Source organism: Streptomyces sp. KPB2 (genome assembly GCF_003950055.1).
GTDB lineage: Bacteria > Actinomycetota > Actinomycetes > Streptomycetales > Streptomycetaceae > Streptomyces > Streptomyces salinarius.
This window is the reverse complement of sequence record NZ_CP034353.1, coordinates 1,401,432-1,418,258: the sequence shown is the minus strand read 5'-3', so window position 1 is coordinate 1,418,258 and position 16,827 is coordinate 1,401,432. Positions and strand designations below refer to the sequence as shown.

Sequence of the window (16,827 nt, the reverse complement as noted above, 5' to 3'; positions counted from 1 at the left end):
GACACCACCCCCTCTCTCCCTCGGCGCCGCCGCGCGGCCGGGTCCGCACGGCGGCGCCACTACACGGGGATCGGTCAGTGGGAGTCCGGCACCGTCACCTCACCCCGCGCGCCCCGGGCGTGCCCCGCGTCGCCTCCCATTCCCGGGCCGGAGACCACAGGCCGCCGGCGCCCGCGCCGACGTCACCGCCCACGGCACCCCGACCGTCGGACGCGGTCCACCAGTGGGGGCAGTGGTCCGTCGTCCGCCGGACGGCGACCGTGTACGTCCGGGTGTACTCACCGTTGGCAGAGGTCACCGTGATCGTGCGGGTGGTCAGACGGGAGCGGGACGACGAGACCGTGTCACTGCCGTCGGTGACCTTCACCCCGGCCCCCGACTCGGCGGCCACCGCCCCGACGGCCGGGATCCTCCCGTGCCCGGGCCAGTCCACGACGTACGTGCTCACGTCCGGTTCGAACCCCTTGAGCGCGACACCCCCCACAGTGATCGCGGAGGCGTCGGCCACACTGGCCTTCGTGGCGTCCGGGAAGTCGGTCACCGTGACCGACCCGTCGGCGTTCACCACCACGTCCGCCGCCATCGCCGCCGCGAGGTTGATCCGCTGCCAGCCCGGCCCGCCGGACGCGGTGAGGTCGAGCGGGTACCCGGAGTCCGTGGCGGTCTGCTCCAGGACCTGGGTGCGCTGCTCGGCGGTGAGGTCCGGGAAGGCCGTGATCAGCAGCGCCGCCGCGTCGGCCGGCGCGTCGAGGGTCCGCCCGGCCTCGCCGGTCCGGGAGAACCCGTACGTCAGGCGCCGCGTGTACAGGTCCACGGCCTGTCCGGTGCTCAGCCCGGCGTACCGGTCGCCCGCACAGGCCGTGAGGGTGTCGCCGTAGCCCTCCTCCTCGCACCGTGCGAGCAGCACGTTCTCGATCTCGGTGTGGGCCTGCCGCAGCAGCTCCGCGAAGGCGGGGTCCGCCCAGCGGTGCGCCACAGTGGCCTGCGCGGTGATGCGGCCGCCCATGACGTCGAGCGGGTAGTGGAACCCGAGGACGACGCGGTTGTCCCCGTACTCCGAGGTGCGGGCGAGGATCGACGGCGCCAGGTCGGGCAGCAGCGTGGCGAGGATCGTCCCGGCCTCGTAGCCGCCGTAGGTGTGGCCGCTCGGGTACGAGCCCTGGCCGGCGAGCCCGCTGTACGAGCTGTCCTGCGACTCGTGGATCGCGCCGCCGTCCCCGGCGAAGCCGAGCCGCACGTAGGGGCGCAGGTACTGGTAGTGGTTCTTCGCCGCGTCGTGGGTGTCGAGGTTCTCGGCGACGCGGGAGAACAGTGCGCTGGTCTTGGGCAGTTGCCCTTCCTTCAGGGCCTCGCTGTACAGCGGGCCGAGCCGGGAGCCGAGGCCGTCGGCCATCGTGACGGTGGCGCTGTGGGACGCGTCCACCTCGGCCCGGTCGACCTGTTCCCGCGTCGCCGCGTTGTTGACGGTGACGGTGATCGTGTCGTTCTCGGCCGTGAGCGAAGTGCCTCCGGTCCACTTCTCGTTGGCGCCGAGGGTGCCGGAGTCCAGGTCGTCGAAGCCGCCGAGGAGCCGGGTGAAGTAGTCGCTCCCGTCGTCGGTCGCGGGCCACGAGTCCGACGCGTAGGCGGCCTCGAGCACGTCGTCCGGGAAGGGGGAGGGCTCGTAGTCCGCCGGGTCCGGGGAGGCGGCTGCCGTGGTCGCGGTCGCCTTGCCGGGGTCGTCGGAGCTGCCGGCCGGGGTCACCGCGGTGACGGTGGCGGTGTGGGTCTTCGCCCGGCCCGTCGTGGTGAGCAGCGCGGTGTCCGCGGTGCCGGACACGTGCGTGGTCGTCCCGTCGTCGAGCGCCACCGTGTAGCCGACGACCGGGAAGCCGCCGTCCCCGGCGGACCGCCAGCTCACCCGGACCCGCTCGCCGTCGGTGACCACGCCCGTGACGGTCGGTGTCTGGGGCGTGTTGTCACCCGTGACGGCGGGCTGCGTCGAGGCGCTCCAGGGGGAGTCGCCCAGGGCGTTCACCGCGCGGACCCGCGCCGTGTACGACGTGCCGTCCTTCAGCCGGGTGAACACCGCGCTCCGGCTGTCCGGATCGGCGATCTCGACCTGGTGGCCGTCGCCGAGCGTGATCTCGTAGCCGGTGACCGGCGAACCGCCGTCGTCCCCGGGCGCGGACCAGGCGACCTTCACACTGCTGCCGGACGAGGTCGCGGACACCGCGTCGGGCGCGGCCGGCACCGTCCTGCGCTTCGTGGTGAGCGCGGTCCTGGCACGGTCGAGGGCCGCGTACCGTTCGCCGAGCGCGCGGTCCGTGGCCGAGTCGTCCGCCAGCGCCGTCTTCGCCGCGGTGAGCGCCGTGGTGAACGCACGCCACGAGGCCTCCGTGTACCGCTCGTCGGCGAGGGCGGACGCGGTGGCGACCAGGTTCTCCAGCTTCAGCCGGGGGAGGGGCACCAGCTGGTTCGCGGCCAGGGTGAGGCTCCGGGTCCGCAGGTCGACCTCCAGCTGCGTCGCGTCCCCGGCGCCGAGGAGGGCGCGGCCGGCGGCGAGTTCGCGGCGGAACACCGCGAAGTCGATCGTGCCGTACCGGTCCGCGTCCTCGGACAGCCCCTCGTACCGCTCGACCGCCTTCCGCAGGGCGGACAGGTCCGTCTCCGCGGGCGCCTCGACGTGGCCGAAGGTGATGCGGCCGAGGTTGGCGACGTACGGGTGCGAGGAGTCCGCGTTCGTTGTCAGCCGCAGGTGCACGGCGTGCGTGCCGGTGACCGGCTTCGGCAGGGTCAGGCCGGTCGTCCCTCCCGACGACCACGAACTGCCGGTGACCGGCAGGGGAACGGTCGCGTACGGCGTGCCGGGGGCGTCCGCGTCGAAGGAGTCCAGGTAGAGCTGGACGGCGGAACCGGTGCCGCAGCGGGCGGAGTTGTTGACGTAGGTGAAGGTGACGGTGTTCTTGGGCGAGTCGCCGAAGTCGATGGTGCCGTAGTCGAGCCAGGCGCCGTCGTAGGTGCCGCCGAGGCTGGTGGCCGAACCCGCGTCGCTCCAGGTGGCCGGCTCGCTCTTGAGCCCGCCCCCGCTGCTGCCCGTGAACGCCGTGGCGTCGAGGACCACCGGGGCGTCCGCCTGCCGGGTGAAGGTGAGCGAGTGGATGTTGGCCACGTACGGCTGCGCGTCGGTCTGGGTGCTGGAGACGAAGACGGCGAACACGTCCCGGGTGCCGTCGAAGACGTCCGGGTCGAGCCGTACGCTCGTGGTGGCCACGGTGCCCCAGCCCGAACCCGTGTAGTCGAGGGGGATCTCGACCGCCGCCGGGCCGTCCTTCGCGCCCAGGCGCAGTTCGATGCGCGAGTCCGAGGCCGCGCGGGAGCGGGGCTTGTCATAGCCGACGGCGACGGTGTCGGCGCCGTCACCGAGGTCGGTGTCCCGCCACTCGGCCCAGGCACCGTTCGTCACGTTCTCGAAGACGCCGTTCGAGAGCTTCAACGGGAGCGAACCGTCGCCGGTCCCGGTGGCGTCGGCCGCGGTGAGCGTGGCGAGCGTGGTGACCGGGGAGGACGACGGGGCCTCCCCGGGCGAGAACCGGTACCAGTCGAAGTTCGACACCCACTGCTGTCCCGACGGGGCGTGGAACACGAACGTCGCGCTCGACGCGTCCAGCAGGGCGTCCGGGTCGGTGACGGCCGCCTGGACGGTCGTGTAGTACTGCCAGCCGCCGGTCCCCGGCAGGGAGACGGTGGCGACGACCGGGCCGTCGGCGTCCCCGGCGTGGATGTCCACGCTGCTCGGATCCGCTGTCGGTGCCTGTGCGTTGGCGTAGCGCACGGAGACGCTGCGCGGGGCGATCCCGCCGAAGTCGAGGCCGGTGTACTGCTCCCAGGCGCCCTCGGTGACGCCGCCGAGGTCGCCGTCCGAGTGGTAGGCCTCCTTCACCAGGCTCGGGCCCTCCATCCGGTCCGGGTCCTCGGCCTGGAGGACGGCGTAGCCGCCCTCGTCCAGGGTGAGCGCGTCGGTCGCGGACCGCAGCGCGTCGTGGGCCGCCATGAGCGTGCCGGTCGGCGAGGCGGGGTCCGCGAGGACGGTCCGCGCGCGTTCCAGGGCCGCCCGGAAGACGCCGTAGGAGCCGTCGGAGTAGTTGCCCTCGCGCACCAGGGACGCCTCGTCGACGAGGGCGTCCAGGGTCGCCCGGTGCACCGCCGCCGCCGAGACGACCAGCGGGTCGGTCACGGACACGCCGGTGCCGGTCACCGTCGAGGCCGGGATGCCGCGCGGGAAGGCCCGGTCGGCGAAGACGATGCCGAGCCGCGCGTCGGTCCTCGTGGTGCCGGTGAGCTTCAGGGACGCCGTGCGCCGGCCGGTGACCCGGAGATCCGCCTCGACCCCCTCCGGAAGGCCGGTGACACTCGCCGCGCCGGTCCCGGTGAGGCTGGTCCCCTTGCGCGCGGCGAACGACGCCCGGCCGGACAGCCGAAGCCCGATGCTGTCCTCGACGGTGCCGTCGGCGGCGGTGCCGACGGTCTCGGGGCGGGCGGAGACGACGGTCGTGCCCCTGCCGGGGCCGGAGTCGTCACCGTCGTCGCCCGTGTCGCCGCTCAGCGAGTACGCGGGCTCGGTGCGGGAGCCCCAGGACGACGGCTCGGAGCCCATGTCGAACGTCAGGGTGCCGCCGGCGACGATCTGCGCGTAGTCGAGCCATGTGTTGGAGAACCGCTTGCCGTTGAGCGTCGCGCGCTGCACGTAGTAGTCGCCCGGCGATACTCCGTCGGCCTCGACGGTGAACTCGGCGCCGTTCTCGTAGCGGATCGTCGTCGAGTCGAAGAACGGACTGCCGATCTGGAACTGGCTGGACCCCGCGGTCACCGGGAAGAGCCCGACGGCGGCGGCGACGAACATCGTCGACATGGTGCCGGCGTCGTTGTCCATGGTCGGCAGGAAGCCGTCCGGGGCCAGTTCGTAGACCTTGGTCTTCACCGGCGGCCTGAACTCGCCGCCCGAGCTGGGCGCTTCGTTCGTGGAACCGGTCGCGATGTACCGGTTCCAGGTCTCGCCGGTGTAGATGGCGCGCACCCACTTCTGCGTCAGGCTGGGCTCACCGACGTAGTTGAAGAGATAGGGGGCTTGCAGATCGATCTCGTTCGCGTTGGAGTGCAGCATGGTCGAGCCGTCGTCGGCGTCGGAGTCCTCGCCGAACATGTGCCGGATCGCCGCCCGGCCGGCCTTCTCGCCGCCCATGGCCTCGACGAGGCCGGCCATGTCGTAGGCGTCGTACCAGTGGTACTGCCAGAGGGTGCCCTGGTAGAGCTTCGCCTCCTCGAACTTCTCGTAGTCGGCCCTCTGCCAGTCGCCCTCGCCGTCGCGCGGCGTGAGCAGACCGACCTCGGTGCCGTCGGCGGCGGTCCAGGCGCCGGGCTTGACCAGGTTGTCGATCGCCATGCTCGCCTGCTCGCGCAGCTTCTTCGCGTCCGCGTCCTCACCGAGCGCGTCGGCGACGACGGACAGCGCCCACTGGTCGTAGCCGCGCTGCACCGTCGTACCGGGGTCGCCGGCGATGTACCCCTGCCGCAGCTGGGTTCCGGTGTAGTAGCCGGTGTACGACTTCAGCGCCGGGTACGCCTCGTCGAGGCGGTCGAAGTCCTTGAACCCCTTCGACAGCGCGTCGGCGATCACCACCGCCGAACGCTCCCAGCGCACGGTCGGCACCGAGTGGGTGAGGCTGCCCGGGCCCTTGCCCGAGGCGTGCGCGTCGGCGAACAGGACGACCGCGGACTGCACCATGTCCCGGTAGGTCGCCGGGTCGATGTACGCCTCGACGGAGTACTTGCGGAAGTCGTCCCAGGTGGACCAGCCGTCGTAGTACGTGAAGCCGTTCGCCCGGTGCACCGCCCCGTCCACGCCGCGGTAGGTGCCGCTGGTGCTGGTGGCGTTCACCGGGAGGGCGTACATGCGGTAGAGGTGCGTGTAGAACAGCTTGGTCAGCGTCGAGTCCGGGTCGGCCTTCTTCGAGGCCTTCACCGCGACGGCGCCGAGCGTGCGGTTCCAGTCCGCCTTCGTCCGCGCGCGCACCTCCTCGAAGCCGCGGCCCGCGACCTCGTGGTGCTGGTCGGTCGCGGCCTGTTCGGCGCTGATCGGCGACAGTGTGATGCGCAGTTCGACGTCGTCGCCGTCGGCCGGGTCGAACCCGAGGACGGCACCGGTGTCCCTGCCGTCCCGCGCGGTCGCGTCGTCCAGCGCGCCGTCGTCGCCCCAGGTGCGCAGCGAGGTCACGGGGACGTTCGTGGTGGCGTAGTAGTACAGGCGGTACGAGGCGCCGTTGAAGGACCCGGCGACGAGTCCGCTGATCGCGGTGGTGCCGTCCTTCAGCTTCGTCGCTTCCAGGGTCGAACGGGTGCGGCTGGTGAAGTTGTTGGCGAGGTCGAGGACGAGCTGGGGCCGCGCTCCGTCGGGGAAGCCGTACCGTTCGAGGGCCGTACGGGTCGTCGCGGCCATCTCGGCGTCGATGGTCCCGGCGGGGGAGCCGAGCCCCACCCGGTAGGAACCGGGCGTCGCGGACTCGTCCTCGTGGCTGTAGGGGTGCGCGTAGCTGCTCGTGGCCGGGCGGCTGTCGTACTGCGCCGAGGTCGGGACGACCAGCAGGTCGCCGCCGCCGCCCGAACCGCCCACGCCGTCCAGGTTCGTGGCGGTGAACCCGGCGATGTGGTCCTCGTCGTAGTCGTACCCCGAGTGACTGCGTCCCGGGGTCGTCATCGGGTTGACCTTGGCCAGGCCGTGCGGGGCCTGGGCGCCGGGGAGGTCGTTGCCGTCGTCGCCGGCGGTGGACACGAACGGGTCGACGAGCTTCGTGTAGTCGGTCCCGCCGGATGTCTCAGCGGCAGCGGAGGACGGCTTCGCGAGGGGCACGGCCACGGCGGTGCCGCCGCCCGTCAGCGCGGCGAGGCCGAGCGTCCCGGCGAGCACGGCGGCGACCGTGGACCGCAGGGGCCGTGACCGGGCCGACCGTCTCGACGGCCTCTTGGATCTGTCGGGCATGACGAGCACGGACCCCTCCCTGGTGGACAACGTTGTCAAGCGGCACTCGAAGCAAGCGCTCCGAGGTGAACGCCTCCGCCATCACATAGGGAGAAGTCATACAACGGGGAAACGGAGTTCGTACAGTGCCCGCGCGTCCGCGCCGCACGCGCGCGTGCGGTCCGGCGCGGACGGCGCGTTGTGCGGGGCGCGAGCTCCCGGTGGCTGTGATCCGTGTGGCACTCCGCGCGCCCTGCCGGGGCGCGACCCCCCGGGAAATGATGTGCGGACCGCGTGCGAGCCAGGCGAATCCGCGTATCCGCTCCATGAGCGGACGGGTGTGCGGGGGAAAGGACTCACCTTGTTGCTGCTCATCTCTCCGGACGGTGTCGACGAGGCCCTCGATTGCGCGAAGGCGGCCGAGCACCTGGACATCGTCGACGTCAAGAAGCCCGACGAGGGCTCGCTCGGCGCCAACTACCCGTGGGTCATCCGGGAGATCCGCGCAGCGGTTCCGGCGGACAAACCGGTCTCCGCCACCGTGGGGGACGTGCCGTACAAGCCCGGCACGGTGGCCCAGGCGGCACTCGGCGCCGCCGTGTCCGGGGCCACCTACATCAAGGTCGGTCTCTACGGATGCGGCACGCCCGAGCAGGCCGTCGAGGTCATGCGCGGGGTCGTCCGTGCGGTGAAGGACCACCGGCCGGACGCCTTCGTCGTCGCCTCGGGATACGCCGACGCCCACCGCATCGGCTGTGTCAACCCGCTCGCGCTGCCCGACATCGCGCGCCGTTCGGGTTCCGACGCCGCCATGCTCGACACCGCGATCAAGGACGGGACGCGGCTGTTCGACCACGTTCCGCCCGACGTGTGCGCCGAGTTCGTACGGCGTGCCCACGACGCCGGCCTGCTCGCCGCGCTGGCGGGCAGCGTCGGGAGCGGCGACCTGGGCGAACTGGCCCGCATCCAGGCGGACATCGTCGGGGTGCGCGGAGCGGTCTGCGAGGGAGGGGACCGCAATGCGGGCCGGATCCAGCCGCACCTGGTGGCAGCCTTCCGGGCGGAGATGGACCGGCACGTCCGCGAGCGCGCGGCCGCCGCGGTACAGAGCTGATCATGACCTCGGCAACCAGGTGTCCATCCCTCACCCCTGGAGACCGGAGCGGGTACTTCACCGTCGTCGACCCGTCGACCGGCGAAGCGTTCGACGAAGCTCCCGACGGGCGACCGGAGGAACTGGACGCGGTAGTCGACCGGGCCCATGCGGCCTGGCACGACTGGCGGGCAGACCCGGTCGCCCGCAAAGCGGCGTTGCTCGCGGCGGCGGACGCCGTCGACGCGGCCGCCGCCGCTCTCGCCCCGCTCCTCACCCGTGAACAGGGCAAACCGCTGACCGAGTCGCACGCGGAGGTGGCCCGCGCGGCCGCCCGGCTGCGCTACTTCGCCGAACTGGACACCGGGACGCAACCGATCGCGGACGGTCGCCCCGTGCACAGCCGGCTGCGGTGGCGGCCGATCGGGCCCGTCGCCGCGATCGTCCCGTGGAACTTCCCCCTGCAGCTGGCGTCGGCGAAGTTCGCACCGGCGCTCGCGGCGGGCAACACGATCGTGCTCAAACCCTCACCGTTCACCCCCCTCGCCACACGGATGCTCGGGTCCGTCCTCGCCGGTGCCCTGCCCGAGGGCGTGCTGACGATCGTCACCGGAAGGGAACCCCTCGGCGCCCGTCTCGCGTCGCACCCGGGGATCCGCCACGTGAGCTTCACCGGGTCGGCGGCCACGGGACGGGCGGTCGCCGCGGGCGCGGCGGCCACACTCGCCCGCGTCACCCTGGAACTGGGAGGCAATGACGCCGCTCTCCTGCTCGACGACGTCGACGTGGAGGAGATCGCGGACCGGCTGTTCTGGGCGGCGTTCCGCAACTGCGGCCAGGTCTGCATGGCGGTCAAACGCGTTTACGCCCCCGCCCGGCTCTACGCCCGGGTGGTGGAGGCCCTCGCCCACCGGGCGAACACGACCGCCGTCGGATCCGGACTCGACCCGGCCTCCCGCATCGGACCGGTCAACAACGCCCCGCAACTCGCTCGCGTCGAGCACCACACGGCCCGCGCCCTGGCCGACGGCGGCCGGGCCGTGGCCGGCGGACACCGCCTGGACCGGCCGGGGTACTTCTTCGCCCCGACGATCCTGGCCGACGTACCGGCCGACAGCCCGGTGGTGACCGAGGAGCAGTTCGGCCCGGTCCTGCCGGTCCTGCCGTACGACAGCCTCGACGACGCCGTCCGGGCGGCCAACGACACCGGCTTCGGCCTGGGCGGCTCGGTGTGGGGCACCGACCTCGACCGGGCCGCGGCCGTCGCCGACCGCCTGGAGTGCGGAACGGCCTGGATCAACCACCACGGCGAACTCTCCCTCGCGCAGCCCTTCGCGGGTGCCAAGGACAGCGGTGTCGGCGTCGCGGGCGGACCGTGGGGGCTCTACGGAAACCTCAGACCGTTCGTCGTGCACCGCCCTCAGGAGGCGTGAAGTGAGGTTCGGCGCTGCCGTACTGCGTGCGTACGAGGATCCGTTCACCGTCGAGGAAGTGGTGCTGGCGGACGGGCCGGCCGAAGGGGAGGTCCTGGTCCGGATCGCGGGCTGCGGGATGTGCCGGACCGACCTGGCGGTGCGGCGCTCGGCCGACCGCTCACCCCTGCCGGCGGTCCTCGGCCACGAGGGGGCCGGCGTCGTGGTGGAGACGGGAGGCACGGGCACCGGCCTGAGCCCCGGCGACCATGTGGTGCTGAGCTTCGACTCCTGCGGGCACTGCCGCAACTGTTTGGGCGCGGCGCCCGCCTACTGTGACTCCTTCGCCTCGCTGAACCTGTTCGGCGGGCGCGAGGACGGTGCCGCACGCTTCACCGACCCGACCGGGACGCCCCTGGCCCCCCGCTGGTTCGGCCAGTCCTCGTTCGCCGAGTACGCGCTCGTCCCGGCCCGCAACGCCGTCCGGGTCGATCCCGCGCTGCCCCTGGAACTGCTCGGACCGCTCGGTTGCGGCTTCCTCACCGGCGCCGGTGCGGTCCTCAACTCCTTCGGTGCGGGCCCCGGCGACACCCTCGTCGTCCTCGGCGCGGGCGCGGTGGGCCTGGCCGCGGTGATGGCGGCTCACGCCGCCGGCGCGGTGAGCGTGGCGGTGGACCGGCATCCCGGGCGGCTGGCCCTCGCCGAGCGGTTCCACGCCCTTCCGCTCCGGGCCACTCCGACCGGCCTGTCCGACCGTGTTCTGGGGCTGACCGGCGGGGGAGCGATGTACGCGCTGGACACCACGGGGGCCGCCGGGCTGATCAACGAGGCGCTCCGGTCGCTGCGTCCGACCGGCCGGCTCGGCCTCGTGGCACGGCTCCACGACACCCTGCCGCTCGAGGTGGGGACCCTGGACCGGGGGCGCACGATCTCCCACATCTGCGAAGGTGACGCCGTCCCCGGAGTGCTGATCCCCCGCCTCACCGCGCTCTGGCAGGCCGGGCGATTCCCCTTCGACGAGCTGATCCGCACCTATCCGCTCGCCGACATCAACGAGGCCGAACACGACTGCGAGACGGGCCGCGTCGTCAAACCCGTCCTGATCCCGGACGGCCGACGGCACTGAACCCGCCGTGCACCGCCGCCCACCCCGGCCGGCGCCTGAGACGGACGCCCGACCCACACGACCCCACCAGGGAGAAGGCATGGCCGACACGGCATCGCTCAGCACCACTACGGACGGCGTGGAGGGAGGAGTGGGGCTGACCGCCCTCCTGGTCGCCGCGGCCCGGGCGATCGAGACCCACCGTCCCGACAGCCTGGCCCAGGACGGCTACGCGGAGCACTTCGTGCTGGGCGCCGAGGCGTCCGCGCACTGGCCGGTCCGCCTGGAGCAGGCCCCGGGAGGGGACACGAGCCCGCTCTGGGGACGCTTCGCCCGCTACTTCGGCCTGCGCACCCGGGTGCTCGACGACTTCCTGCTCCGGTCGGTCCGGTCCGCCGGCATCCGACAGGCGGTGCTGCTGGGAGCCGGGCTGGACACGCGGGCCTTCCGGCTCGACCGGCCCTCCGGCTGCGTGATCTACGAGATCGACAGGGACGGAGTCCTCGCGTTCAAGCACAAGGTCCTCGACGCTCTGTCGGCCGAACCCCGGGCGGCGCGCGTGCCGGTCGGGATCGACCTGCGCGCCGACTGGGCCGGCGCGCTGACGGCCGCCGGCTTCGACCCCACGATCCCCACCGTGTGGCTGGTCGAAGGTCTGCTGTTCTACCTGCCCCGCGCCGCCGAGACCGCGCTCATCGACACGGTCGACCGGCTGAGTGCGCCCGGCAGCACCCTCGCGTACGAGGTCAAGCTCGAGAAGGATCTGATGGCGTACCGCGACAGTCCGCTGTACACGTCCACGCGCCGACAACTCGGCATCGACCTGCTCGACCTGTTCAGCCGGGAGCCGCGGCCCGACTCCGCGGCCCGTCTGACCGGCAGGGGCTGGACCGTGTCGGTCCACACCCCCTTCGACTTCACCCGCCTGCACGGACGCGGCCCGCTGCCCGAGGAGAACGACGCCCTGGGCGGCAACCGCTGGGTGTTCGCGGACAGAGCGCGGGCGGCGTGAGTGGCCCGGCACGTTTCATGCGTGAATTCACCGTTTCCCCCCGTTCGTGTGTGAAGAGTCGCTGTTTCCCGTGGGAGCGGTCGCGACGACTGGATAGTGGGGTCGGCCGCCGGGGCAGCTCCCCGGCGCATTCCGACGGCAAGGCCCCACCAAGAAAGGCAGGGTGCACCATGGTGCCCACCACCGAGGCGACCGACCGCATCGAGCTGGTCTTCTCCCTCTTCGACGCCGATGGCAACGGCTACCTGGAACGCGCCGACTTCGACCTGATGGGCAACCGCGTGGTGGCCGCGGTACCGACCGCGCAAGAGGCCGTCAAGGAAAGGATGGCCGGTGCCTTCCGCCGCTACGGTGAGACGCTCCTGACCGAGCTGGACGCCAACGGCGACGGCCGGGTCAGCCCCGAGGAGTTCACCTCCGTCGTCCTCAACCCGCAGCGGTTCGACGCGGCCGTGGACGAGTTCGCCGAAGCCCTCGCGGCGATGGGCGACCCGGACGGCGACGGCTTCGTCGCCCGCCCCGAGTTCGTCGCGCTGATGATCGCGATCGGCTTCGCACGGCCCAACATCGAGGCCCTCTTCGAGGCCTTCGGCCCGGACGGGCAGGACCGTGTGCGGGTGTCCACCTGGGCCGATGCCATCAGGGACTACTACCGCCCCGAGAAGTCCGGCATCGCCGGCGACCACCTGGTCCCACGGACCTGACGAGCCGGGCGGGACGGGTTCCGCCGGCTGCCTGATCGGGCGTTCGGCCCGATGGGGATGTGGCGTCGGTCGGTGGCGCGGATCTACGCTGCCTGCGGCAGCGGCCGAGGCCGACAGCCCGACCCGCCCGTCAACGAATCCGAACACCGAGGTCAGGCATGCAGTTCACGACTCGCCCCACCCTGAGCGGCACTTTCGGCATGGTGTCCTCCACCCACTGGCTGGCCTCGCAGTCGGCCATGGCGGTGCTGGAGGACGGAGGCAACGCCTACGACGCCGCCGTGGCCGGAGCCTTCGTGCTGCACGTCGTCGAGCCGCACCTCAACGGGCCCGCCGGAGAGGTGCCGATCCTGCTCGCCCCGGCGGACGGCGAGGTGCGGGTGCTGTGCGGGCAGGGCGTGGCGCCCGCCGGAGCGACAGTCGCGCACTACAAGGGGCTCGGACTCGACCTCGTCCCCGGCACCGGACCGCTCGCCGCCGCCGTGCCCGGTGCCTTCGACGCCTGGCTGCTCCTGCTGCGCGACCACGGCACCAAGTCACTGGCCGACGTGCTCAAGTACGCCATCGGTTACGCCGAGCACGGGCACGCGCCCGTGGAACGGGTCGGGGAGACGGTGGAGACCGTCCGGGAGCTGTTCGAGACGGAGTGGACCTCCTCCGCCGAGATCTACCTGCCGGACGGTCACCCGCCCCGCCCCGGCGAGTTGCTGCGCAACCCCGCCCTCGCCGCCACCTGGCAGCGGCTGCTCGCCGAGACGGCGGGAGCCGGGGACCGGGAGGCGGAGATCGACGCGGCCCGCGAGGTCTGGCGCTCCGGATTCATAGCCGAGGCGCTCGTACGGCAGGCCGGGCGGCCCACCCTGGACACCAGCGGCGAACGCCACACCGGCACCCTGACCGCGGCCGACCTGGCCGGCTGGTCGGCCCACTACGAAGCCCCGGCGACCTACGACTGGAACGGCTGGACCCTGTGCAAGGCCGGCCCGTGGAGCCAGGGACCCGTCCTGCTCCAGCAGTTGGCGCTGCTCCCGCCCGAACTCCCCGCCCAAGGCTCCGCCGACTACGTCCACCTGCTGGTCGAGGGCTGCAAGCTCGCCATGGCCGACCGGGAGGCCTGGTACGGCGACGCGGACGGCGCGGACCGGGTGCCGCTGGACGACCTGCTGTCGCCGGAGTACAACGCGCAGCGGCGCCGACTCGTGGGCGACAAGGCGTCCTTCGAACTGCGGCCCGGCGCACCCGGCGGGCGCACCCCGCGGCTCAGCGCGCACGCCCTCGTCGCCGCCGTGGAGGGGGAGGGCCTCGACGCCCTGGGGGTGGGCGAGCCGACGGTCGCCAAGAGCCCGACGTCCCTGGTGCCGGGGGAGCCGGACGTGGCGGCCGACGGGGGCACCCGCGGCGACACCTGCCACCTCGACATCGTGGACCGCTGGGGCAACATGGTCTCGGCCACGCCCAGCGGCGGCTGGCTCCAGTCCAACCCCGTCGTGCCCGAGCTCGGTTTCCCGCTCGGCACCCGGCTCCAGATGACCTGGCTGGAGGAGGGCCTGCCCAACTCGCTCACGCCGGGCCGCCGCCCCCGCACCACGCTCACACCGTCCGTCGCCCTGCGCGACGGGGTGCCGGTCATGGCCTTCGGCACCCCCGGCGGCGACCAGCAGGACCAGTGGCAGACGCACTTCTTCCTCGCCGTCGCGCTGCGCCCCCGGGTGCGCGGCGGACTCGACCTCCAGGGCGCGATCGACGCCCCGAACTGGCACAACGACGGCTTCCCCGGCTCCTTCTTCCCGCGCGGCATGCGGGCGGGCTCCGTCACCGTGGAGTCCCGGATGCCGGCGCGGGTGGTCGAGGAGCTGCGGCGGCGCGGGCACGACGTGACGGTGGGGGAGGCGTGGTCGGAGGGCCGGCTGTGCGCCGTCGCACGGGACCCGGAGACGGGCGTGCTGTCGGCGGCGGCGAACCCGCGCGGCATGCAGGGGTACGCGGTGGGCCGCTGACCGGCACACGCGCCTGCTGACCGGAACACGCGCCCGGGTGACCGGCACGCGTGCCCCTGCACCCGATGTTCGTGCCGATTCCACCCGGAGTACACCACCCGGGTGGGGACTGTCAGTGGCGCGTGCTCTCATGGAGTCATGATCGAGAACAACGAAACCATCGACGAGTTTCTCGCCCGGCACACCGACGAGGTCGAGGCGGCCGTGCGCAAGGCGGCCGCCCAGGAGATCATGCCGCGCTGGCGCCGGCTCGCGGCGGACGAGGTCGACCAGAAGACCGGCCCGCACGACCTGGTCACGGACGCCGACCGCCGGGCCGAGGTCTGCCTGACGGAGGTCCTGGCCGGCCTGCTGCCGGGCTCGGTGGTGGTCGGCGAGGAGGCCGTGCACGCGAACCCCGCGTCGTACGAGGCGATACGCGGCGAAGCCCCGGTGTGGATCATCGACCCGGTCGACGGGACCCGGCAGTTCGTGCGCGGCGAGGAGGGCTTCTGCACGCTGGTGGCGCTCGCCCGGCACGGCGTCGTGCACGCCTCCTGGACCTACGCCCCCGTCGACGACCGGCTCGCGACGGCCGTCCGCGGACGGGGCGCCTTCCTGGACGGTGAGCGGCTGTACGCGGGACCGCCCGAGCCCGGCCGCGAGCTGCGGGTCGCCACCTCCCACCCGGACTACACGACGGACGAGCAGAAGCGCGCCCTGCTCGCCCTGCGCACCCCGGGCGTGGCCCCCCGCCCCTGCGGTTCGGCGGGCCTGGAGTACCTGGCGGTCGCCCGGGGTGAGGCCGATGCCACCGCCTTCTCCTGGGAGGCGGCGTGGGACCACGCGGCCGGTCTCCTCCTGGTCGAGGAGGCGGGCGGCGCCCACCTGACCCGCACGGGCGAACCCTTCCGCATCACCGGGGGCAACGACCTGCCGTTCACGGCCGCCCGCGACGCGGCCACGGCACGCCGGGTGGCGGCGCTGCTGTCGGGCGAGGCGTGATGCCCGACGGCCGCCGCGGGCGGGGCACCGCGACCGCGCGCCGCCGGACCCCGGGCATATCCTGATCCCCAGTGGCCATCGGCTGACGAAGGGGTCCGAAGGTGCCGTCGATGCTCGATGCGGTCGTAGTGGGTGCGGGGCCGAACGGACTGACGGCTGCCGTGGAGCTCGCCCGGCGCGGCTTCTCGGTCGCCGTGTTCGAGGCCCGGGGCACCGTCGGCGGCGGAGCGCGCACCGAGGAGCTGACCCTGCCCGGCTTCCGGCACGACCCGTGCTCGGCCGCGCACCCGCTCGGCATCAATTCCCCCGCCTTCCGCGGCCTCCCCCTGGAGCGGTACGGCCTCGAGTGGCTGCACCCCGCGCTGCCCATGGCGCACCCCTTCCCCGACGGCTCGGCCGCCGTCCTGTCCCGGTCGGTGGGCGAGACCGCCGCCTCCTTCGGAGCGCGCGACGCGGGCACCTACCGCAGGCTCGTCGAGCGCTTCCTGCCCCGGTGGGACACGCTCGCCCGGGACTTCATGTCCCTGCCGCTGACCGCGCTGCCCCGCGACCCCGTGACCCTCGCCAGGTTCGGACTGGCCGGCCTGCCCCCGTCGACCTGGCTGATGCGCCGCTTCCGCGACGAGAAGGCCAAGACCCTGTTCGCCGGGCTCGTCGCGCATGTCATGGCCCCGCTCGGCGGCTTCGCCACCGGCGCCATAGGCCTGGTCTTCGCCCTCGCCGCGCACGCCCGGGGCTGGCCCGTGGCCCGTGGCGGCTCCCAGTCGATCTCCGACGCCCTCGCCGGGTACCTCCGCGACCTCGGCGGCACCGTCCACACCGACTACGAGGTCAAGCGCCTCGACGACCTGCCGCCCGCGCGGGCGTACGTCTTCGACACCTCGCCCACGGCCCTGGCCCGTATCGCGGGTCTCGGCCACCACTACGCGAACTACCGGTACGGCCCCGGCGTCTTCAAGATCGACTACGCGCTGGACGGCCCCGTCCCGTGGACGGCCGAGGAGCCCCGCGGCGCGGGCACCGTCCAGATCGGCGCCGACAGCGCGGAGATCGGCGCCGCCCTGGACGCGGCCTCCGGAACCGACCGCGCGCCCGAGCGGCCGTTCCTCATCACCGTGCAGCCCAGCGTCGCCGACCCCACCCGCGCCCCGGCCGGCCGGCACGTCTTCTGGGCGTACGGCCACGTCCCCAACGGCTGGACCGGCGACCTCACCGACGCGATCGAACGCCAACTGGAGCGCTTCGCCCCCGGCTTCCGCGACCGCGTCCTCGCCCGCGCCACCGCCGGCCCGCCCGAGATCGCCGCCCGCAACGCCAACTACGTCGGCGGCGACATCGCCTCCGGCGCGGTCAACGGCCTGCAACTCCTCCTTCGCCCCAAGCTCTCCCTCTTCCCGTACGCGACTCCGCACCCGGCCGTCTTCATCTGCTCGTCGGCCACGCCTCCCGGCCCCGGCGTGCACGGCATGTCGGGCCACAACGCGGCGAAGGCCGTCTGGCGCAGACTCCGCCAGACCTGACCCCGG

General features: G+C 73.1%; 9 protein-coding genes. 8 read left to right on the top strand and 1 reads right to left on the bottom strand.

Features of this window, described 5'->3' with window-relative positions:
• Positions 1-94: 94 nt before the first annotated feature.
• Positions 95-7,015, bottom strand: coding sequence for a glycoside hydrolase domain-containing protein (locus D1J63_RS06145; RefSeq protein WP_125628066.1), 6,921 nt, complete (start codon positions 7,013-7,015; stop codon positions 95-97).
• 340 nt (positions 7,016-7,355) lie between these two features.
• On the opposite strand from D1J63_RS06145, the gene D1J63_RS06140 reads away from it, so the two are divergent.
• From D1J63_RS06140 to D1J63_RS06105, 8 genes are all read left to right on the top strand, one after another.
• A complete protein-coding gene (locus tag D1J63_RS06140; RefSeq protein ID WP_125628065.1) occupies positions 7,356-8,108 on the top strand; it encodes a (5-formylfuran-3-yl)methyl phosphate synthase in 753 nt (250 codons plus the stop codon).
• Between the two features lie 2 nt (positions 8,109-8,110).
• Entirely contained in the window at positions 8,111-9,520 is a 1,410-nt protein-coding gene (locus D1J63_RS06135; RefSeq protein ID WP_125628064.1) for an aldehyde dehydrogenase family protein, read from the top strand.
• Position 9,521: 1 nt separating this feature from the next.
• The gene (locus D1J63_RS06130) at positions 9,522-10,625 is read left to right on the top strand and encodes an NAD(P)-dependent alcohol dehydrogenase (RefSeq protein ID WP_125628063.1); all 1,104 of its coding nucleotides are present in this window, start codon (positions 9,522-9,524) and stop codon (positions 10,623-10,625) included.
• Positions 10,626-10,704: 79 nt separating this feature from the next.
• Positions 10,705-11,616, top strand: a complete 912-nt coding sequence (locus tag D1J63_RS06125) for a class I SAM-dependent methyltransferase (RefSeq protein ID WP_125628062.1) — start codon at positions 10,705-10,707, stop codon at positions 11,614-11,616.
• A gap of 170 nt (positions 11,617-11,786) precedes the next feature.
• Entirely contained in the window at positions 11,787-12,320 is a 534-nt protein-coding gene (locus D1J63_RS06120; RefSeq protein ID WP_125628061.1) for an EF-hand domain-containing protein, read from the top strand.
• 158 nt (positions 12,321-12,478) lie between these two features.
• The gene (locus D1J63_RS06115; protein WP_125628060.1) at positions 12,479-14,317 is read left to right on the top strand and encodes a gamma-glutamyltransferase; all 1,839 of its coding nucleotides are present in this window, start codon (positions 12,479-12,481) and stop codon (positions 14,315-14,317) included.
• Between the two features lie 138 nt (positions 14,318-14,455).
• Complete coding sequence (locus D1J63_RS06110) at positions 14,456-15,301, top strand: inositol monophosphatase family protein (RefSeq protein ID WP_102932474.1); 846 nt, start codon at positions 14,456-14,458, stop codon at positions 15,299-15,301.
• A gap of 110 nt (positions 15,302-15,411) precedes the next feature.
• Positions 15,412-16,821: an NAD(P)/FAD-dependent oxidoreductase gene (locus D1J63_RS06105; RefSeq protein ID WP_125628059.1), complete on the top strand. Its 1,410-nt coding sequence runs from the start codon at positions 15,412-15,414 to the stop codon at positions 16,819-16,821.
• Positions 16,822-16,827 lie beyond the last annotated feature (6 nt).

Bases quoted from the DNA above. Each gene is read 5' to 3' on its own strand.
- D1J63_RS06115 (WP_125628060.1), top strand. From the start codon at position 12,479: ATGCAGTTCACGACTCGCCCCACCCTGAGCGGCACTTTCGGCATGGTG.
- D1J63_RS06110 (WP_102932474.1), top strand. From the start codon at position 14,456: ATGATCGAGAACAACGAAACCATCGACGAGTTTCTCGCCCGGCACACC.
- D1J63_RS06125 (WP_125628062.1), top strand. From the start codon at position 10,705: ATGGCCGACACGGCATCGCTCAGCACCACTACGGACGGCGTGGAGGGA.
- D1J63_RS06135 (WP_125628064.1), top strand. From the start codon at position 8,111: ATGACCTCGGCAACCAGGTGTCCATCCCTCACCCCTGGAGACCGGAGC.
- D1J63_RS06145 (WP_125628066.1), bottom strand. From the start codon at position 7,015: ATGCCCGACAGATCCAAGAGGCCGTCGAGACGGTCGGCCCGGTCACGG.
- D1J63_RS06120 (WP_125628061.1), top strand. From the start codon at position 11,787: ATGGTGCCCACCACCGAGGCGACCGACCGCATCGAGCTGGTCTTCTCC.
- D1J63_RS06105 (WP_125628059.1), top strand. From the start codon at position 15,412: ATGCTCGATGCGGTCGTAGTGGGTGCGGGGCCGAACGGACTGACGGCT.